The sequence below is a fragment of the Nonomuraea pusilla genome (genome assembly GCF_900109355.1).
Lineage (GTDB): Bacteria > Actinomycetota > Actinomycetes > Streptosporangiales > Streptosporangiaceae > Nonomuraea > Nonomuraea pusilla.
Genome location: NZ_FOBF01000002.1, coordinates 292,217 through 310,815 on the forward strand (window position 1 = coordinate 292,217; position 18,599 = coordinate 310,815).

The window sequence follows — 18,599 nt, forward strand, 5'->3', positions numbered from 1 at the left end:
CTCGGGTCCGCGTCACCCGGGGCCGGCGTCGAGGTGGCCGCTTCCGGTCGCGTCATTGGCGGGAGAGTGCGCGAGTGAGGCCTGCAGGATGGCCGTTGCGAGGATCCACCCCGCAGTGATCAGCGCCGCGGCGAGCCACTGTTGTGCGCCGCGCGGGCCCAAGGTGCTCTCCTGTCCGAAGCTGATGATCGGGAGGAGCAGGTCCAGGGTGTAGAGGAAGGCGTTGAAGGAGGGAGCCTCGCCCGGCTTGACCGCCAGTGGCTGGTGGGCGGTGAAAACGACCGTGCCGACAAGGAGAAGGGCTGCGAGCCAGAGCGCGCGCGGAAGGGTCGGTAGCCGTACCCGACGGTCCAGTCCTGCACATATCCCCACAGCCGCGCCCCGAGCCGCCGCCCAGACCGGCGGCGACGCTGTTCGGCCAGCAGCACGTCCCGAGCAGCCTCATCGTGGCCCTGCCGGCGGTGGACGGCGGCCAACTGCTCATAGGGTTGAGGTTGGTAGGCCTCCCCGGCCAGCCAGTCGAGTCGCTCCTGGACAGGCAGGGGAGCCTCCAGGCTGTCATAGGTGAAGCCGTTCATCAGGACGTGAGCAGGCCACCGGGTGGGAGCGTCATCGACGCACGCCGACCCGACTGTGGCGGAGGTCGACGGCCCGCAGCAGTTCCGTCCGGGGCCCGATCTTCAGCGAAGCCGCTTCCACACCACGAAGGTGAAGGTCACCGTCGATGGTGGTCTCCGCAAGGCACAGTGTGGCGGCGATCCGGGAGTTACTGATCGAGACGTCTCCCGTGGCCGCGAAGCCTTCGCAGCAGCCGATGCCCCCGCCCGCGATCACCTCCCACAGGGACAGAACCCGCCCGCCGGGATTACTGAGGGCGGCACCGTGAAACTCCAAGCTGCCCTCGATCCGGGCGTTGATGAGCACGATCTCCCCGTCAGCACGGAAGCCTTCGCTGCAACTGAGCCTGCCGGTGACCCCCAGCCGACGCAGGGAAAGCGCCGTCGTACCCGGGTTGGACAACGTCCCGCCGTCGAGCGAGGCGTTCAGCGCGCGTCTTCCCGGATTGGCGAGGCTCGCCTGCGCGAAACGGAGCGAGCCGGCCACGCGGGCTCCGCGCAGAAGGACTTCACCTTCGGCCGAGAAGCCGTCATCGAGGCGCAGCCCGCCCTCGACACCGAGCCTCTCCGCGTTCAGGGCGATGCCGTCCGGATCGGACAGCCGGGCTCCGCTGAAGACGCACCGGCGCCCTATCCGGCGTCCTTCTCCCGAAGATGACCTCAGCCCCAAAGTAACGTTGAGCAGCTGAGCAGCTCTCCGACGTGGCGGTGGGGTCTACGGCTGCTGTTCCGCATGGGCGGCCGTCAGGGTCTTGTGGACGACGCCGACGGAGACCTTGACGCCGGCGGCGATGGTGCGGATGGATTCGCCGCGCTGGAGGCGGGCGAGGAACGATGAGCCGTTTCGCTGCCGCGACTGCCACAGTTGGAGAGCGCCCTCATGCTTGCTTCAGGCGTCTGCCGCGCTTCCGCGCACCGCCGCGACCGCCGTGAGGACCAGGTCTTCCAACGACTGACTGCCATCGCTCCTGGTCCAGGCCTCGCCCGCGACGTCAAGGCAGGTGAGGACGCAGGCGACGATCGCGTCGGCGCGCAGGTCGTGCTCGTCGTCCGGCGCGACGCCGAGGCGGCGGCGGATCTCCGGGGTGAGCAGAGCCTGCCATTGGAGGTGTTTCTCGAGGCTGCGGGCCCGCAGGGACGGGGTCCCGTAGAGCATCTTCGAGATCTGCAACGTGGTCGCGTCGTCCTGGCCGGGCCGCGGCGTGTGGCGTAGCGCGTTGAGAAGGGCGGTCCAGGCGTCCTCGGTGGCGGGCCTGGCTTCCAGTTCCTTGCGGATCAGCTCGCCCCGGGCGGCGAGGTCGCCGAGCACGATGTCTTCCTTGGTGCCGAAGTAGCGGAAGAAGGAGCGCCGGGAGATGCCGGCCGCCGCGGCGATGTCGTCGATCGTGGTCGCCTCGAAACCGCGCTCCAAGAACAGGCTCATCGCGGTTCGGGCGACCTCCGCGTGGACGGCCTGGCGGGTGCGGGCCCAAAGCTTCTGATCAGGGGTGGTCGGCATGCCTGCAGCATAGCACCCCAGTGACCGATTGACACTCAGTGCCAGAGAGGCTTACGGTGGCACCCGTTGTCACGAACCGAACCCCCTGGAGGAGCCATGACCCCCGTGGACTACCACGGCCAGACCACTCTCATCACCGGCGCCAGCGCGGGTATCGGCGCCGAGTTCGCCCGGCAGCTTGCCGCACGCGGTTCCGACGTCGTGCTCGTCGCCCGGCGGCTGGACCGGCTCGAACACCTCGCGGACGAGCTCGCGACCACGTACGGGATCACCGCGACCCCGATCGCCATGGACCTGGCCACTCCTGGTGTCGCCGCGGCGCTCGACACCGCACTCACCCGGCGCGGCCTCACCGTCACCGGCCTGATCAACAACGCCGGATTCGCCACCAACGCGCCGTTCCACCAAGAGGACCCGCAGCGGCTGGAGGCGGAGATCGCCGTCAACGTCACCACTCTCGTCGCCCTCAGCCGCGTCTTCATCGAACGGCTGCGCGCCCACGGGGGCGGCGTGCTGGTCAACGTCGCGAGCATGGCGGCCTACCAGGCCACCCCCACCATGGCCGTCTACGGCGCGACCAAGGCGTTCGTGCTCAGCTTCACCGAGGCGCTCTGGTACGAATCACGCGACACCGGGCTGCGCGTGATGGCGCTGTCGCCAGGTGCCACCGAGACCGAGTTCTTCGACGTCGCCGGTGCCCAGGCCGATGGCGGCACCAGCCGGATGCGCCCCGACGAGGTCGTCACGATCGCCCTGAAGGCCCTCGACCGGCGCACCCCGCCCCCCAGCGTGATCACGGGCACGAGGAACCGGCTGATGGCGCAAGCGGGAAGACTGGTCAGCCGACGGCGGATGGCCATGACGATCGGCTCGATGATGGACCAGGCGGGAACGGGGCACTGACCTCTGCTTCCCGATCAGCATCGCCGCCGCACCGGCGTGGAAGCTCTCGACCTTCGAGAGCGGATCCGGGGTGAGGAACCGCCAGACAGCCATTGGCGCCGAGAAGGACCTTGATCGCCGTAGCGTTTACGCCTCGTCAGATCCCGCTCGATGACCCGCGCGCTCTGGGCCTCCCTATAGTCCCGGGGAAGTTTTGGTCGGATTTCGCTGACCTGCACGGATGTCGGTGAGCGGGATCGCGACGCCGAGCGGATCCGTGACATCCTGCGTGGTGCCGGGCTGGTGGAGTTCGGCGACACCCGGCCCGGGTTCGTGGTCGAGGGTGGCCGGGCGAGTACGCCCTTCCTGGCGGCCTACACCGGTCCGGCCCCGGGTGCGGCCATGGAAGTGGCCGCCTACGGCCGTGCCCTGACAGGGGCGGAGCTGCGGGTTGAGCCCGACACCGACGATGATCGGACTCTGCAGGTGTGGTCGCCTGCATGAGCGCGGTGGCCCTTTGGCCGGTGACAGTGGTCAGCGGGGGCGGCGGCGCTGGATGGGGTCAGCTTCGGCGGTGATGCGGGCGGAGGTCTCCTCGCCGAGGCGTACGTAACGGCCGAGGCTGGCCAGGTGCTGGTGGCGGCTCTTGGCCTGGAGCTCGGGCGCGGTGCGTCCGGCTTGGGCGAGGTGCTGGAGGGCGGAATGACGCAGCTGATGCAAGGTCCACCCTTGGCGGTGCGGGTCGAGTTCGGCCGAGGCGGTCTTGAACAGGTATTCGGCGCGTGGGTAGGACAGGCGGCCCCGCCCGGTGACGGGACAGACGTCGCCGGACGCCGGCGCGCGGCGGCCGGAGGAGGGAGCGCGCCGGTCGGCCAGGAACACCGGCCCGGCGGTGCGGCCGGTCACCAGGCGGGGCAGCAGCCGGGCCGTCGGGGTGGCCCAGTGCACGTATTCGATGGCGCCACCTTTCCTCGGCTCTGGCGGCCGTGTCGTACAGCATCCGCCACAGCAGGCGTTCGCGCAGGGTGTGTTTGGGGTCGGTGAACAGCTTGTCCAGGCGGGCGGCGGGGATGGCGCGATCGCCGCGGCGTGCGGTTTTGCGGCGCTCCAGCCGCTGGGCGGGGTTGGTCGCGAGCAGGTCCTGGCGCTGGGCCCAGGTGGTGAAGGAGACCAGCGCAGACAGGTGGCGGTCCAGGGGGCAGCGGCCGCGGTGCTCCACTGGTGCATCACCGCGGCGTACTGCTCGGGGGTGAGCGTGGCGACCGGGTGCTGCGGCCCGGCCACGGTGGTCAGCCGGGCGAGGGTCTGGGCGTAGCCGGCGCGGGTGGGGGCTGCCTGCACCGACTCAGGAAGCGCTCGACGGCGGCCGCGATCGGCGATCCGGCAGCAGGGCCGGCGGCGGGATCGGTCGACGGCGTGGGCGGGCCGGGGAAGGCCACGACGGCCGCGGGCGACCTCCTGCCAGGGCGATGTGACACATGATGTAGCCGAGTCGGCCGCGCGGCGGCGGATCGCGAGCTGGGCGGACACGATCGGCCGGCGGCCGGTGTGACAGATAATGCACCTTCTATGTCACATCGTCGATGTGCGGCTACCGTGCCCAGCCGGCCTACTCAGGCCCGCAAGGCGGAGACGGCGGCGGCCGCCACCGTGCCGATGACCGTGTTGATCTCGTAGTCCCCAGCGCGGGGCCGATGCGCGCGGGTGAAGACGGCGGCGGCGTAGCGGCGCCCGTCGGGGAACTGCACCACGCCCACTTCGTTGCGCACAATTCCGAACAGTCCGCCGCTCTTAGCGCGGATCACCTCAGAACCCACCTTCTCGCTCAGACGGGGACGGCGGGGGCGCGAACGCCGTCCCGCCCGGGGCCTGCGGGGGCACCGGACGGGACGGCGTGATCGGGTGAGGGACGCGCCCAGGGCCGGGGTCAGCGGTTCCCTGCGCCCGGCTTCTGGCTCCAGGGGCCGGTGATGGCGAAGACGTAGCCCGGCGTCTGGATGCAGGCGAACAGGATCTGCCCGTCCGCGCTGAACGTGGGCCCGGTGAACTCGCTCTCGTTCAGCTCGTTGCGGGCCATCGGGTACGCCTCGCCCTTGTCGGTGACGCCGACCAGGTGGCTGAGCCCCTCGCCGTCCTCGGCCAGGATGACGCCGCCGTACGGCGAGACGGTGATGTTGTCGGGGCCGTCGTAGTTCGTGTCGGCCTCGGGGTCGGGGTTCACACCGAAGATGGTCTTCAGGGTGATCGTCTCCGACTCGGGGTCGTAGAACCACACCTGCCCGTCGTGCTCGTTGACGCTGCCGTCGCCGTGGCGGGCGTAGCTGGCGACGAAGTAGGCGCCGCCGTCACCCCACCAGGCGCCCTCCAGCTTGCGGCTGCGGGTGATCTGGTCGTCGGTGAACTGCTTGCGCACCGAGACGGTCCTGGCGTCGCGGTCGGGCACGTCCACCCACTCGACCTTGTACTTGGTGCCCGGCTGCGTCGCCTCCGACAGGTCGGCGATGTGCCTGTTGCCCTTGCGGCAGCGCATGGCCTGCAGGCCGCCGGCCGTGTCGCCGCCGGTGCTCAGGGCCAGCTCGCGCAGCGCGCCCTTGCCGCCGCGGAAGCCCTTCGGCGGGGTCCAGCGGTAGTACAGGCCGTTCGGGCCGCCCGCGTCCTCGGTCAGGTAGATCTCGTGCAGCCGCGGGTGCACCGCGACGGCCTCGTGGGCGTAGCGGCCGAGGAACTTCAGCGGCACCGGGTCGCGGTTGGCCTCGCGGTCGTACGGGTCGACCTCGAAGACGTAGCCGTGGTCCTTCTGGTACTTGCCGCCGGCGCGCTGCTCGGTCTCCTCGCAGGTCAGCCAGGTGTTCCAAGGGGTGATGCCGCCCGCGCAGTTGTTGTGCGTGCCGGCCACGCTGACGTACTCGCGGACCCGGTTGCCCTCGCGGTCCACCTCGATGGTGGTGGTGCCGCCGCGCGCGCCCGGGTCGTAGGTGAGCCCCGGCAGGGCGGGCACGCCGAACGGCTCGCTGCCGCCGATCTCGTGGTTGTTCACCAGGACGAAGCCGTCACGCCCGCGGAAGCACCCGGTGCCGTCGGCGTCACTCGGCGTCGGCTCGCCCGACTCGAGCAGCGTCTTGCCGGCCTGGGCGATGACCTTGTAGGTGAAGCCGGCCGGCAGGGCGAGCAGACCGGCGGGGTCGGCGACGAGGGGGCCGTAGCCGGCCGTCCTGCCGCGCCCGGCCTGGGCGGCCTGGGCCGCGGCGGGACCGGCGATCGCCTCGACGCTGCCGGCGATGATGATCCCGAGGCCGCCGGCCGTACCGGAACGCAGGAGGTCACGACGGGAGAAGGAGGATGTCACAGGCTTACCTTTCACTGCAGAAGTCAGCCATGAGAGCCAAATGCCCGTATCTGAATGGCTCCTCCCTGCGATCAGGACGTAACAGTGAACATAGGGATAACGATCGCACAGAGGTACCATTCGCCATACACCCTGGTCATGCCGTTCCCTCATGGCGGCGTCCCGTCCCTTGTGGCGGCGTTCCGGCCGGGCGGTGACCATCGCCATCCGTACCCGGCCGAACGGCCCTTTCCCGGCGCCCCCGCCCGCTGTTGAGTGAAGACATGAGTGATCACGACGGCCCCGCACCGGCCCGCGGCGTGCGCGCGTGGGTGCGGCGCCGGCCCGTCACCTCGTTCTTCGCGCTGGCCTACGCGTTCTCGTGGAGCTGGTGGTGGGGCGTCGCGGCGACCGGCGGCCTCGTCAGGCCGGGCGTGGCGTGGCCGACGCACCTGCCGGGACTGCTCGGCCCGGCGCTCGCCGCGGTCGCCGTCACCGCCGCCGTGGACGGCCGCCGCGGCGTGTCCGCGCTGCTGCGCCGGGTGCCCCGCCTCGGCGGCGCGCGGGGCGCCGCCCTGGCGCTCAGCCCCCTCGCGCTGCTGGCCGTCGCCGTCGTGGCCGCCCGCGTCGTGGACGGCCGCTGGCCCGTCTGGACCGGCCTGACCGCGATCAGCGGGCTGCCCCGCGACGTCCTGCCGATGCTGGCCGGGCTCGTGCTGGTCAACGGCGTCGGCGAGGAGACCGGCTGGCGAGGCTTCGCGCAGGAACGCCTGCAGGACCGCCACGGACCGCTGCGCGCCGCCCTGCTCGTGACGGCCGGGTGGTGCGTGTGGCACCTGCCGCTGTTCGTCATCGTGACGAGCTACCGGGGCTTCCCGCCGGCCGCCGTCCCCGCGTTCGTCCTCGGCATGGCGGCGGGCGCCGTCGTCCTGGCCTGCTGCTACAACACGGCCATGGGCGGCATCGGGGCGGCCGCCGTCTGGCACGCCGCCTACAACCTCGCCTCCGCCTCGGCGATGGCCGAGGGGACGATCGCCGCCGTCACCACCACGCTGGTCATGGTGTGGGCGGCCGCGCTGCTCGTCCTCGCCCGGCGCGACCGCCGCCGGGGGCGGCCCTCGCCGCTGTGGGGAGGCCGCCGCCCGCCGGCGGCGGTCGCGACCGCCGTCAGCCCGTGACGCCGAGCCGGGCGCGTACCCGGGTGAGCAGGTCCTGCGGGAGCGGCGCGTAGCCGCACAGGGCCAGGTAGGACTGGCCGGCGTCGCTCGCGGTGTAGTCCAGGAAGGCCCGCGCCGGCGCGCCCGCGCGGCCGGAGCAGAAGATCTCGTAGGTGATCAGGACGAGTGGGTAGGCGCCCCTGGTCCTGGCCCGCTGGTCCATGGTGACGACCAGGCCGCCGCGGTAGCCCGAGACGCGGGCGCCGTCCAGCGCCCTGCCCGCGCTCTCGGGGGAGAGCGCGACGAACTCGCCCGCCGGGTTGCGCAGGCTGGCGGTGCGCAGGCGGGCGTCGCCGGCGAAACCGTACTCCATGTAGCCGATGGAGCCCTCGGTCTGCGCGACGGCGGCGGCGATGCCGCCCGACCCCTTCACGCCCGCCCCGGAGCCGGTCCACCGGCTCGACGGCCGGTACGGCCAGCCGCCCGCCGCCCTCAGGTAGGAGGTGAGGTTGTGGCTGGTGCCGGAGTCGTCGGAGCGGTGGAAGTGCCGGATAGGCCGGTGCGGCAGGAGGACGCCGGGGTTCTCGGCGGCGATCTGCGGGGCGTCCCAGCGGGTGACGCGCCCGCTGAAGATGCCGGTGAGCGTGGCGGGCGAGAGCCGCAGCCGCGGGACGGACGGCAGGTTGTAGGCGAGCGCCACCGGCCCGATCACCATGGGCAGGTTCACGGCCCGGCCGCGGCAGCGCCGGTCGGCCAGCGCCTGCTGGTGCGGGTCCATCACGACGTCCGACCCGGCGAAGGCGGTGCCGCCCGCGACGAACTCGGCGATGCCCGCCCCCGACGCGGTGGGACGGTAGTCCACCCGAAGCTCCGGATGGACGCGACGGAACTCGGCGCGCCAGGCGTCCATCGCGCCCTGCTGCGCGCTGGACCCGGACCCGGAGACGGTGGCGGTGACCGGGGGGGCCTGCGGCGTCTGCTCGTGGGTCAGCAGCGCGGTCGCGGTGAGGCCGGCGGCGGAGGCCGCCACGGTGAGGGCGGCGAGCAGGCCCGGCCAGGTGGTCAATGTGGGCTTGGCCATTGCTGTCAGATTATGAGAAGTATGTATCAGGGGCGTGAACCGCAGGCCAAACGTGCGCCGCGAAACCCCCATGGCTTCGCCAAGGCGGCGGCCGGCCGGTGTGTTCCGTGGACGGGCGTCCGGTGTGGCGCCGCCCCGTCCTGGTGATGACGAACAGGGTGGCCAGGCCGAACCGTGAACCTCCGGCGCCGTCCGCCGGCACCGCCGCCCACCGCGACTACACCGGCGCGGTGTACGGGTCGATGCTCGCCGCCTCCGTGGTGGCGGGAGCGGGGGCGCTCGACGGCCACCCCCGGCTGGAGATGATCCTCCTGCTGCTGGGCACCGGACTGGTGTTCTGGGGGGCGCACGTGCACGCGCGGCTGTTCGGCACCCGTCTGGGCAGGCGGGCCAGCGGCCTGGCCCAGGTGCGCAGGGCCTGCGCGGAGGAGTGGCCCATCGTGAAGGCGGCCGTCCCGCCCGCGGCGGCCGTGGCCGTCGGCCCCGTGTTCCGTCTCGACCTGGACGGCTCCCTGTGGCTGGCGCTCGCCGTCGCGCTGGCGGGGCAGGTCGGCTGGGCGGCGACGGCGGCTCGGCGAAGCGGCGCCTCCTGGGCGATGGTGGCGGTCACCGGCGCCGTCAACCTGCTGCTCGGCCTGCTCATCGTGACCCTCAAGGCCGCTCTCCACCACTGACGCTAAGAATCTACAAAGTAAAGGCGCTGGGCCGGTTCACCACCCCGCCCGACCGGTAGCGGATCGGTATGGCGGCGATTGAGAACGAGACGGGGTCGGGTGCGTACCTCCGGGCGGCAGGTTCCGCATTCCGGAGGTACGCATGCACCGCAGAGCCGTCCTGTTGTCCGCCGTCGCGCTCGCCGCGTCCGGCGCCCTCGCTCCCGCCGTCACGGCCCGCGCCGACAGCGCGAGCAGCGCGAACAGCGTGAGCAGTGCCGATCCCGGCCCGTTCGGGTGGTCGGCCACCGACTCCTGGTCCGAGCGCAGGGACGTCCAGCAGTACTGGACGCCGCGGCGCATGCTCGCCGCGCAACCGCTGGCCGCCCCCGCGCCGCGGCGCGACACCCGGTCGGACGGCGCCACCCGCGGCACCCCGTGGGCCGTACGCGGCGCCTCCCTCACCACCACCTCGACGACGACGCAGGGCCGCCCGTGGGCGGTGGCCGGGGTGTCCGGAACGACGCCTCCGGGCGGCACGGACTCGCGCGGGACAGGCACGGGCACAGGCACGGGCACAGGTATGGGCACGGGAACGGGTGGTCAGGGCACGGGTCAGGGCACAGGCAGCCGGCAGGGTTCCGGGAACGGGAACGGGAACCTGCGGGCGCGGGTGCCCAACAGCCCCGGCGCCCGCTGGGTCGACGGCGGCGGCGTCGTACGCACCGTCGGCCGCGTCTTCTTCACCACCGCGCAGGGCCGCAACGCCTCCTGCTCCGGCACCGCCGTCACCAGCGCCAACCAGAGCGTCGTCATGACCGCCGGCCACTGCGTCAAGCTGAACGGCGCCGCGCACCGCAACTGGGTGTTCGTGCCGGGGTTCGACAACGGCCGCCGCCCGTTCGGGACGTGGGTGGCCACCCGCCTGCTCACCACGCAGCAGTGGAACGCCCGGGAGGACATCAACTTCGACGTCGCCGCCGCCGTGGTCGCGCCGCTGCAGGGCCGGACCCTGACCGGTGTCGTCGGCGGGCAGGGCGTGGCGTTCAACCAGCCCAGGGGCCGGCAGACGTACGCGTTCGGCTTCCCGGCGGCCGACCCGTTCGACGGCTCGAAGCTGATCTTCTGCAGCGGCCGGACGTTCGACGACACCGTGATGACCGGCGACCAGGGCCTGCGCTGCAGCATGACCGGCGGGTCGAGCGGCGGCCCCTGGTTCCTCGGCTTCGACGAGTCCACCGGGCTCGGCTGGCTGAACTCCGTCAACAGCTTCACCTACAACTTCGCCCCGAACTTCATGTTCGGCCCGTTCTTCGGCGACGAGGCGATGGCGGTCTACCAGGCCGCCCAGAACACGAACGCCCTGTGACGCCGCGCCAGGCCGCCGGCGGCGCCCCGGGTGACCCGGCTCCGGGTGACCCTGCCACCGGGAACCGGCGGAGCCGCGCGCATCTCACCCCTGGCGGGTGAGGCCACGGGCGGACCGGCGCGCGCACAGTGGGATGAGGAGGGTCCCCGCGCCAGGCACCGGGAGTCCGGGGGCCGGGCGGGAAGCGGAGGTCATCGTGAACGTGCTGGCCCAAGCGAACGAGTATCCGATCCTGAGCGTCTTCCTCACGATGCTCTGGTTCTTCCTGTGGGTGATGTGGCTGATGCTCCTGTTCTGGGTCTTCGCCGACATCTTCCGCGACGACACGCTGGGCGGCTGGGCCAAGGCGGGCTGGTCGGTGTTCGTGATCATCCTGCCCTTCCTGGGCGTCTTCGTCTACCTCGTCGCGCGCGGGCGCGGCATGGGAGAGCGCCAGGCGGCCTTGGCCCAGCGCAAGGAGGAGGCGTTCCGCGCGTACGTGCAGCAGGCGGCGGCCGAAGGCCGCACCGGGGGCGGCGCGGCGGGCCCCGGCGCGGGTGCCGACGAGCTCACGAAACTGGCGAGCCTGCGCGACCACGGCGACCTCACCGAGGAGGAGTACCAGCGGGCCAAGGCGAAGGTCCTGGCAGCCTGACCCCCGGCCCCGCCTCCCGGGCGGCGTGAGCCGGCAGGAGGGGGAGGCGTCACAGCAGCTTCAGCCGCCGGGCCCGGCGCACCGCCTCGCCGCGGCGGCTGGCGCACAGCTTCCTGTTGATGCTCTTCAGGTGGGTCTTGACGGTGTTGACCGACAGGAAGAGGTCCGCGGCGATCTCCTCGGTGGACATCAGTTCGGCGACCCGCTCCAGGACGTCGTGCTCGCGCTCGCTCAACGGCTCCACCACCGTGACGCGGCCCTCCCGCCCGTCCCGGTCCCCGCCCGAGGCCGGCGGGGACGGGCCCGGGGACCTCTCGCGCAGCCACTCCCGCGCCCGGCGGCACAGCTCCTCCTCCAGCCCGGGATGCCGCTCCCGCAGCCGGGCCCGCAGCACTCCGGAGAACAGCGGAGCGCACCGGTACCATGAGCGGCCCGCGGCCTCGACGAACGCGTTCGCCCGCCGCAGCCCGCCCAGGATCGGCGCGGCGTCGTCGCGGCCGGTGAGCGCGTCGGCCAGCGCGGGGTGGATCCGCCGCAGGACGCTGGTGCGCAGCAGCAGGTCCTGGACCGGCGCCGGCTGGACGTCCAGCACCTCCGCCAGCAGGAAGTCCGCGACTGCCGCGTGGCCAGCCTCGACGTCGTCCAGGACGGCGGCGGGATCGGCGGCCCGCGTCGCGGCCAGCGCCCACAGCCGCAGCCCCGCCGCCCACCCCTCCGTACGCGAGGTCAGGACGCGGGCCTGCTCCACGGTCGGGGGGAGGCCGTGGCGGGCCAGCAGGGCGGCCGTCTCCGCTGCCTGAAAGGCCAGGTCGCGGCCGGTGACCTCGGCGAGCTCCCCGGCGGCGCGATAGCGGTGCAGCGGCAGCCCCGGCGGCGTCCTCGACGTCAGGACCAGCTGCAGCCCTCCGCCCGCGTCGCGCAGCAGCGCGTGCAGTCCGGCGGCCGTCTGCGGGGACGCGACCCGGTCGAACGCGTCGATCACCAGCACCACCGGCTCCTCCCGCAGGGACAGGTACGCGGCCAGCCGGGACGCCGGCGCGCGGCCACGGGCGAGCGACGGACCGTCCACGCCCTCGGGCGCCACGCCGTGGCGGCGCAGCGCCTCCAGCACGTACGTCCAGAAGACCTCGGGAGCGGCGTCGCGCGGCTGGGGCGACAGCCACGCGGTGGTCCCGCCGAGGACGCCGGTGGCGGCCCAGTCGGCGGCCAGCAGCGTCTTGCCCGCCCCCGCGGGGCCGGTGACCACGACGAGCGGGACGTCGCCGCGGGCGGCGAGCCTGCGCCGGCCCACGAACGTCGCAGGCAGGCGCGGAGGGGTGAGGCGGGCGGTGATGACGGGCTCGCCGCCCGGCAGCACCGGCACGCGGCTCCCGGCCCCTGCCGGGAATCCGGCCGGAGTCGGGTGGAGCCTGTCGGCTGGCGTGCTGTCCATGCTGTTCACGGCGGCGGCACGCCCCGGTGGCGGGGGCCGCGCCGCCCGTACCTCCATCCTGACCGGCGCGGACCTGCGACGACAAGGGGCCGGCGGCCGGCCGGTCCGTTGCGGCACCTGGCGGAGGGGGAGGCGGCCGGGTCTGCATAAACTTGTCCAACGTGACTTCCAAGCCGCGTATCCCCGATGTCCTGGCCGCCCGTTACGCCTCGCCGGAGCTGGCCCGCCTGTGGTCCCCCGAGCACAAGGTGATCGCCGAGCGGCGGCTGTGGCTGGCGGTGCTGCGGGCGCAGGCCGAGCTGGGCGTCGCGGTGCCCGAAGGCGCGGTCGCCGACTACGAGAAGGTCGTCGAGCAGGTCGACCTCGGCTCCATCGCCGACCGGGAGCGGGTGACACGCCACGACGTCAAGGCGCGCATCGAGGAGTTCAACGCGCTGGCCGGGCACGAGCAGGTCCACAAGGGCATGACCTCGCGCGACCTCACCGAGAACGTCGAGCAGCTGCAGATCCGCGACAGCCTGCTAATGGTGCGCGACCGGGTGGTGGCGCTGCTGGCGCGCCTGGCCGCGCTGGCCGCCGAGCACGAGGCCACGGTCATGGCGGGCCGCTCGCACAACGTCGCCGCGCAGGCCACCACGCTGGGCAAGCGGTTCGCGTCGGCGGCCGACGAGCTGCTGGTGGCGTACCGGCGGCTGGAGGAGCTGATCTCCCGCTACCCGCTGCGCGGCATCAAGGGCCCGGTCGGCACCGCGCAGGACATGCTCGACCTGCTGGGCGGCGACCGCGGCAAGCTGGCCGAGCTGGAGGAGCGGGTGGCGGCCCACCTGGGGTTCGAGCGGCGCTTCACCAGCGTCGGCCAGGTCTACCCGCGCTCGCTCGACTTCGAGGTGGTCACCGCGCTGGTGCAGCTGGCGGCGGCGCCGTCGTCGCTGGCCAAGACGATCCGGCTGATGGCCGGGCACGAGCTGGTCACCGAGGGCTTCAAGGAGGGCCAGGTCGGCTCGTCGGCGATGCCGCACAAGATGAACACCCGCTCCTGCGAGCGCGTGAACGGCCTGACCGTCGTGCTGCGCGGCTACGCCTCGATGGTGGGCGAGCTGGCGGGCGACGAGTGGAACGAGGGCGACGTGTCGTGCTCGGTGGTGCGCCGGGTGGCGCTGCCCGACGCGTTCTTCGCCTTCGACGGCCTGGTGGAGACGATGCTGACGGTGCTGGACGAGTTCGGCGCCTTCCCCGCGGTCGTCTCCGCCGAGCTCGACCGCTACCTGCCGTTCCTGGCGACGACCAAGATGCTGATGGCGGCGGTGCGCGCCGGGGTGGGCCGGGAGCAGGCGCACGAACTGATCAAGGAGCACGCGGTGGCGTCGGCGCTGGCGATGCGCTCGCGTGGCGCCGCCAACGAGCTGCTCGACCGGCTCGCCGCCGACGAGCGGTTCCCGCTGGACCGCGCCGCGCTGGACGGGCTGCTGGCCGACCGCGTGTCGTTCACCGGCGCGGCGGCCGAGCAGGTGCGCGAGGTCGCGGCCCGGGTGGCCGAGGTGGTGCGGGAGCACCCGGAGGCGGCGGCGTACCGGCCCGGCGCGATCCTGTGACGGGAGGCCTCCTCACGTCGGGGCCGCGGGAGCTGCGCGACCTGGAGGAGGTGCGTGTGGCCTGCGGCGACGACGACCTGGTGATGTGGACGGCGCAGGACCTCCGCGGCGGCGCGCGGGCCTGGGCGATGGGCGACGCGGTCGTGGCCGCCTGCCCCGAGGTGTCGCGGCGTGACCGGGTGGCGGTGTGGGGCGGCGTGGCGTGCGCGGCCGTGCTGCTGCGGCACGCCCTGGCCGAGCTGGGGCCGCACTACCGGCCGTTCGGCGAGGCGGAGCTGGTGCGTGACGTCGTGGCCGAGGTGGAGGGGTTGGAGGTGGCCGGAGGGTTCTCCTGGATGACCCTGGACGGCCCGCCCGCCCGCGCCCTCGCCCTGGACGCCGCACCCGACGGCCAGGACGGCCCTGGCGGCCCTGCCGGCGCGTCCGGCGAGGCTGTCAGGTGGCTGGGGCCCGAGGCGCACGGCGAGGTGGCGGCGCTGCTGGCGGCCGGCGCGCCGGAGTCGTACGCCGTGCCGGGCGCCCCCGGGGTGCGCCGCTGGGCGGGCGTGCGCGCCGGCGGGACGCTCGCTGCGGTCGCGGCCGACGCCTGGTCGGCGCCCACGGTGGGCCTGCTGGCCGGCGTCGCCACCGCCGCGGCGCTGCGCGGCCGGGGACTGGCCGGGCGGGTGTGCCGGTGGGTGGCGGCGCGGCTGGTGGCCGAGCACGGCCGGGCGGCCCTGATGGTCGACGACGACAACCCGGCGGCGGTCGCCGTGTACGAGCGGATCGGTTTCCGCCGGCGCCGGGTGCTGGCGGCGTACGTACCGGGCACCTGACAGGGAGGCGCAGGGCATGCGGGCGGAGGGCGACAGTTCGCCGGGCAGGGACGAGCGGCTGGCCGAGGCGGTCGGGCTGCGCGAGCGGGGGGAGCACGAGCGGGCCAGGTCGCTGCTGGTGCGGCTGGCGGGCGAGCACCCCGGCGACGCCGAGGTGGCCTACCAGACGGCCTGGGCGCACGACGTGCTCGGCCTGGAGGCGGAGGCGGTGCCGTTCTACGAGCGCAGCCTCGCCGGGCCCGGCCTGTCGCCGGAGGACCGGCGCGGCGCGCTGCTCGGGCTGGGCAGCACGTACCGGGTGCTGGGCCGCTACGCCGAGGCGGTGGAGACGCTGCGGCGCGGCGTGGAGGAGTTCCCGCAGGACGGGGCGCTGCGCGCGTTCCTGGCGATGGCGCTGCACAACGCGGGCGGGCACGGCGAGGCGATGCGGCTGCTGCTCGGCCTGCTCGCGGCCACCAGCGACGACGAGGGGGTGCGCCGCTACCGGCGCGCCATCGAGTTCTACGCCGCGGACCTGGACGCCACCGTGTGAGATCCGGCCGGGTGACATCCGGCCGTGCGGCCGGTCAGGTGAGCGGGTGGTAGGTGAGGTGGGTGGCCAGGGGGGAGAAGTGGACCTCCGACGGCTCCCACTGGCAGGGCCTGGCGTGGGCGAACAGCGGCGTGCCCGAGCCGAGCAGGATGGGCGCGAGGTGCAGGCGCAGCTCGTCGAGCAGGCCGCCGTCGACGGCCTGGCGGATGGTGGCGGCGCCGCCCATGATGACGGTGTCGGCGTTCCCGGCGGCGGCGCGGGCCCGGGTGACGGCCTCGATGAGCCCGCCGGTCACGAACGTGTAGCGGCCGGTGAGCCGGACTGTGGCGGGCGGCTCGTGGGTGACGACGTACACGGGGGGCGTGCGGTGGGGGCCGCGGGCGCCGTAGCCGCGGGTCTCGCTCCAGCCGTACGGGCCGTCGACCACCTGGAAGGTGCGCCGGCCCATGACGAGGGCGCCGGTGGCGGCGGTGGCGGTCTCCAGCAGGCGGGCGTCGATGTCGGTGGGCCGCCGTGCCCAGGCGTGCAGCAGTTCGCCGCCCCGGCCGAGGCCGTGCTCGATGTCGGGGTCGGGGCCGGTGGCGAACCCGTCCAGCGAAACGGAGATGTCGGCGACGACCTTGCTCAACGCATACCCCCCGGTCTCGGCGTCCCTCCGATGATACGCATCGGCGCTGGTCAGGGCCGGTGCGCTGCCGGGTGCGGGGGAAAATCGGGTGAGGTTCGGGTCCTGCTGTTGCACAGTTGACGGCGTGATGTCCGATTTTGTGCCAGGTATTGAGTTGTCCCGGGCGTTCTACCGCGAGGCGGTGGCGGGGCTGGTGGCGGGTGTGCCGCACAGCGCCGCGCTGATCGGCCCCGGCTCGGAGGTGCTGGAGTTCGACACGGCGCGTTCGGCCGACCACGACTGGGGGCCGAGGGTGCTGCTGTTCGTGCCGGAGGGCGCGGTGGCCGAGGTGGAGGCGGTGGTGGCGGCGGGGCTGCCGGAGCGCTTCCGCGGGTTCCCGACGGTGTTCGGCTATCACGGGGTGCGCCGTCCCGGGGTGCTGGTGGGCGAGCTGGGGTCGTGGCTGGTGGAGCGGCTCGGGTTCGACCCGCGGGGCGGGGTGTCGCTGCTGGACTGGCTGTCGGCGTCGTGGCAGAGCCTGGCGGAGGTGACGGGGGGCGAGGTGTTCCACGACGAGCTGGGGCTGGCGGCGGTGCGGGAGACGCTGGCGTGGTATCCGCGTGACGTGTGGAGGTACGTGCTGGCCTGTCAGTGGCGGCGGATCGCGCAGGAGGAGCCGTTCCCCGGCCGGTGCGGCGAGGTGGGGGACGAGCTGGGCTCGGCGGTGGTGGGGGCGCGGCTGGCGCGGGAGGTGATGCGGCTGGCGCTGCTGCTGCGGCGCCGCTATCCGCCGTACGCCAAGTGGCTGGGAAGCGCGCTGGCGCGGCTGCCGGGGTCGGCGGAGCTGGGGGAGTCGCTGGCGGCGGCGGTGGCGGCGAGGTCGTGGCGGGAGCGGGAGGAGGCGCTGGCGGCGGCGTACGGGCGGCTGGCGGCGCTGCAGAACCGGATGGGGCTGGCCGAGCCCCTGGACGGGCGGGTGCGGGGCTTCCACGACCGGCCGTTCCGGGTGATCGGCGGGGACCGGTTCGCGCGGGCGTTGATGGCGGCGGTGTCGGACCCGGTGGTGCGGGGGCTGCCGCTGGTGGGGTGCGCGGACCAGGTGTCGGACTCGGTGGACGTGCTGACGGTGCCGGGCCGGGCGCGCGCGGCTACCTTGGGCGCGCTCGGCCTCACCGTATGAATCTACATTGTAAAGGCGGGGGGCCGGGTGTCCCTCCAGGACACCCACAACAGAAGAACCCCTAATCGACGAGGGACGAGGCCAGCTCCTCGACACGGCCGCGCCAGGCGGCGGCGGTCCCGCTGTCCGTGCCGCCGGTCTGGGTGACGACGAGGCGGGCGCCGTGGCCTGTTCCCTGGACGAGTTCCCAGCGGACGGTCCCGCACGGGGTGTCGTAGTCGAGGAGCTTGGCGGGTTCGACGCGGGTGACGGCTCCCGCCCGCACGCCGGGGACGGTGAACGGGGCGGGCGGCCGCAGGCCGGGCTCGGCCCGGTCGCCTTCGAGCAGCCGCCAGACGTCGTCGGCGGGCCGGGTGAGCTGGCGCTCGACGCGTACGGCGCCGTCGGCGGCGGTGACCGGGTCGAGGCCGAGGATCGCCACGTAGTCCTCGTGCAGGCGGGCGGTGCCGGCTGGTGCGGGGACGGGCCGGTCGTCGAGGACGGCGAGCAGGGCGTTGACGCAGGTGTGCCAGCCCGCGGCGAAGCTGGCGGCGCCGTGGCGGTCGGCGAAGGTGTGCGTGAAGGTGAGCAGGCTGCCGTCGCCGTCGGGCTGGATCTCCCAGCGCAGTTCGTCGTCGCCCCAGGTGTGGGCGAACAGGCGCGGCGCTTGGCTGCCGGTGATGCGGCCTTCGGGGCCGAAGCCGTAGCTGATGCGGTCGCCGTCGATGGTGACCTCGGCGGGGAACCAGCGGGCGAGGTGGGCGGGGTCGGTGATGGCGCGCCAGACCTTGTCGGGCGGGTGCGGCAGGCGGCGCTGCATGCGCAGGCTGGTGCGGCCGTCGGGGTGCAGGACGAGGTTCTCGTTCACGGGTGGTCCTCTCCGCCGCTCTCCGGCGTGCCGGGCGGGGCGGTGTCAGGTGCGGTGTCGGGTGCGGTGTCGTGGTCGGGCATGGTGTCGAGGTGGTCTTCCAGGGCGTCGATGGCGTGGGTCCAGAGCCGGCGGTAGGGGGCGAGCCAGGCGTCGATCTCGGCGAGGGGTTCGGGGCGTAGCTCGTACCAGCGGCGCTGGGCGTCCTTGCGCACGGTGACGAGCCCGGCCTCGCGCAGCACGCGCAGGTGCTTGCTGGTGCCGGGCTGGGTGAGGCCGAGGTGGTGGGTGAGCTCGCCGACGAGGCGGGGGCGTTCGAGGAGGAGGTCGAGGATCTGCCGCCGGGCGGGTTCGGCGAGCACGTCGAAACGCATGCCC

At 73.6% G+C, this 18,599-nt stretch carries 20 protein-coding genes; 9 read left to right on the forward strand and 11 right to left on the reverse strand.

From position 1 onward, the window contains the following. Nucleotides 1–609: 609 nt before the first annotated feature. The 3 genes from BMX74_RS04225 to BMX74_RS04230 form a co-directional block, all read right to left on the reverse strand. The gene (locus BMX74_RS04225; RefSeq protein ID WP_143078552.1) at nucleotides 610–1,104 is read right to left on the reverse strand and encodes a hypothetical protein; all 495 of its coding nucleotides are present in this window, start codon (nucleotides 1,102–1,104) and stop codon (nucleotides 610–612) included. 228 nt (nucleotides 1,105–1,332) lie between these two features. Beyond that, a complete protein-coding gene (locus BMX74_RS46580; RefSeq protein ID WP_420538114.1) occupies nucleotides 1,333–1,482 on the reverse strand; it encodes a helix-turn-helix domain-containing protein in 150 nt (49 codons plus the stop codon). 24 nt (nucleotides 1,483–1,506) lie between these two features. Continuing rightward, entirely contained in the window at nucleotides 1,507–2,115 is a 609-nt protein-coding gene (locus BMX74_RS04230) for a TetR family transcriptional regulator (RefSeq protein WP_091098415.1), read from the reverse strand. Between the two features lie 96 nt (nucleotides 2,116–2,211). On the opposite strand from BMX74_RS04230, the gene BMX74_RS04235 reads away from it, so the two are divergent. Beyond that, a complete protein-coding gene (locus BMX74_RS04235) occupies nucleotides 2,212–3,018 on the forward strand; it encodes an SDR family NAD(P)-dependent oxidoreductase (RefSeq protein ID WP_091098417.1) in 807 nt (268 codons plus the stop codon). A 513-nt stretch (nucleotides 3,019–3,531) separates the two neighbouring features. Here BMX74_RS04235 and BMX74_RS04245 read toward each other — a convergent pair. From BMX74_RS04245 to BMX74_RS04255, 3 genes are all read right to left on the reverse strand, one after another. After that, nucleotides 3,532–3,945, reverse strand: a complete 414-nt coding sequence (locus tag BMX74_RS04245) for a site-specific integrase (protein ID WP_091098421.1) — start codon at nucleotides 3,943–3,945, stop codon at nucleotides 3,532–3,534. Nucleotides 3,946–4,610: 665 nt separating this feature from the next. Beyond that, nucleotides 4,611–4,766, reverse strand: coding sequence for a hypothetical protein (locus BMX74_RS43810; protein ID WP_177227181.1), 156 nt, complete (start codon nucleotides 4,764–4,766; stop codon nucleotides 4,611–4,613). Between the two features lie 158 nt (nucleotides 4,767–4,924). Further along, nucleotides 4,925–6,343, reverse strand: a complete 1,419-nt coding sequence (locus BMX74_RS04255) for an alkaline phosphatase PhoX (protein WP_256256765.1) — start codon at nucleotides 6,341–6,343, stop codon at nucleotides 4,925–4,927. Between the two features lie 263 nt (nucleotides 6,344–6,606). Between BMX74_RS04255 and BMX74_RS04260 the strand changes: the two genes are divergently transcribed. Continuing rightward, a complete protein-coding gene (locus BMX74_RS04260) occupies nucleotides 6,607–7,500 on the forward strand; it encodes a CPBP family intramembrane glutamic endopeptidase (protein ID WP_091098428.1) in 894 nt (297 codons plus the stop codon). On the opposite strand, the gene pstS is transcribed toward BMX74_RS04260, so the two are convergent. After that, on the reverse strand, nucleotides 7,490–8,560 hold the full coding sequence (gene pstS, locus BMX74_RS04265) for a phosphate ABC transporter substrate-binding protein PstS (RefSeq protein WP_177227218.1): 1,071 nt from the start codon (nucleotides 8,558–8,560) through the stop codon (nucleotides 7,490–7,492). The genes BMX74_RS04260 and pstS overlap by 11 nt on opposite strands. Nucleotides 8,561–8,667: 107 nt before the next feature. Between pstS and BMX74_RS04270 the strand changes: the two genes are divergently transcribed. The 3 genes from BMX74_RS04270 (at nucleotide 8,668) to BMX74_RS04280 (ending at nucleotide 11,216) form a co-directional block, all read left to right on the forward strand. Continuing rightward, complete coding sequence (locus BMX74_RS04270; protein ID WP_218153867.1) at nucleotides 8,668–9,234, forward strand: hypothetical protein; 567 nt, start codon at nucleotides 8,668–8,670, stop codon at nucleotides 9,232–9,234. Nucleotides 9,235–9,376: 142 nt separating this feature from the next. Then, on the forward strand, nucleotides 9,377–10,582 hold the full coding sequence (locus BMX74_RS43815) for a trypsin-like serine peptidase (protein ID WP_177227219.1): 1,206 nt from the start codon (nucleotides 9,377–9,379) through the stop codon (nucleotides 10,580–10,582). A gap of 196 nt (nucleotides 10,583–10,778) precedes the next feature. Further along, nucleotides 10,779–11,216, forward strand: coding sequence for an SHOCT domain-containing protein (locus tag BMX74_RS04280; RefSeq protein WP_236714578.1), 438 nt, complete (start codon nucleotides 10,779–10,781; stop codon nucleotides 11,214–11,216). A gap of 49 nt (nucleotides 11,217–11,265) precedes the next feature. On the opposite strand, the gene BMX74_RS04285 is transcribed toward BMX74_RS04280, so the two are convergent. Next, complete coding sequence (locus BMX74_RS04285; protein WP_152992306.1) at nucleotides 11,266–12,648, reverse strand: LuxR family transcriptional regulator; 1,383 nt, start codon at nucleotides 12,646–12,648, stop codon at nucleotides 11,266–11,268. A 161-nt stretch (nucleotides 12,649–12,809) separates the two neighbouring features. Here BMX74_RS04285 and purB point away from each other — a divergent pair, with 161 nt between their 5' ends. From purB to BMX74_RS04300, 3 genes are read left to right on the forward strand one after another with little or no spacing between them, the layout of a single operon-like run. Next, the gene (gene purB / locus BMX74_RS04290) at nucleotides 12,810–14,240 is read left to right on the forward strand and encodes an adenylosuccinate lyase (RefSeq protein ID WP_091098854.1); all 1,431 of its coding nucleotides are present in this window, start codon (nucleotides 12,810–12,812) and stop codon (nucleotides 14,238–14,240) included. Beyond that, complete coding sequence (locus tag BMX74_RS04295; protein ID WP_218153868.1) at nucleotides 14,237–15,055, forward strand: GNAT family N-acetyltransferase; 819 nt, start codon at nucleotides 14,237–14,239, stop codon at nucleotides 15,053–15,055. Before purB ends, BMX74_RS04295 begins: the two co-directional genes overlap by 4 nt. A gap of 16 nt (nucleotides 15,056–15,071) precedes the next feature. Beyond that, on the forward strand, nucleotides 15,072–15,587 hold the full coding sequence (locus BMX74_RS04300; protein WP_055501715.1) for a tetratricopeptide repeat protein: 516 nt from the start codon (nucleotides 15,072–15,074) through the stop codon (nucleotides 15,585–15,587). A gap of 34 nt (nucleotides 15,588–15,621) precedes the next feature. Here BMX74_RS04300 and BMX74_RS04305 read toward each other — a convergent pair whose 3' ends face one another. Continuing rightward, a complete protein-coding gene (locus BMX74_RS04305; RefSeq protein ID WP_055501716.1) occupies nucleotides 15,622–16,215 on the reverse strand; it encodes a dihydrofolate reductase family protein in 594 nt (197 codons plus the stop codon). A gap of 154 nt (nucleotides 16,216–16,369) precedes the next feature. Between BMX74_RS04305 and BMX74_RS04310 the strand changes: the two genes are divergently transcribed. Next, the gene (locus tag BMX74_RS04310) at nucleotides 16,370–17,374 is read left to right on the forward strand and encodes a DUF4037 domain-containing protein (RefSeq protein ID WP_256256766.1); all 1,005 of its coding nucleotides are present in this window, start codon (nucleotides 16,370–16,372) and stop codon (nucleotides 17,372–17,374) included. A gap of 61 nt (nucleotides 17,375–17,435) precedes the next feature. On the opposite strand, the gene BMX74_RS04315 is transcribed toward BMX74_RS04310, so the two are convergent. Further along, a complete protein-coding gene (locus BMX74_RS04315) occupies nucleotides 17,436–18,221 on the reverse strand; it encodes an SRPBCC family protein (protein ID WP_218153869.1) in 786 nt (261 codons plus the stop codon). Next, nucleotides 18,218–18,595: an ArsR/SmtB family transcription factor gene (locus BMX74_RS04320; RefSeq protein WP_091098439.1), complete on the reverse strand. Its 378-nt coding sequence runs from the start codon at nucleotides 18,593–18,595 to the stop codon at nucleotides 18,218–18,220. The genes BMX74_RS04315 and BMX74_RS04320 overlap by 4 nt, the downstream gene beginning before the upstream one ends. Nucleotides 18,596–18,599: the final 4 nt, after the last annotated feature.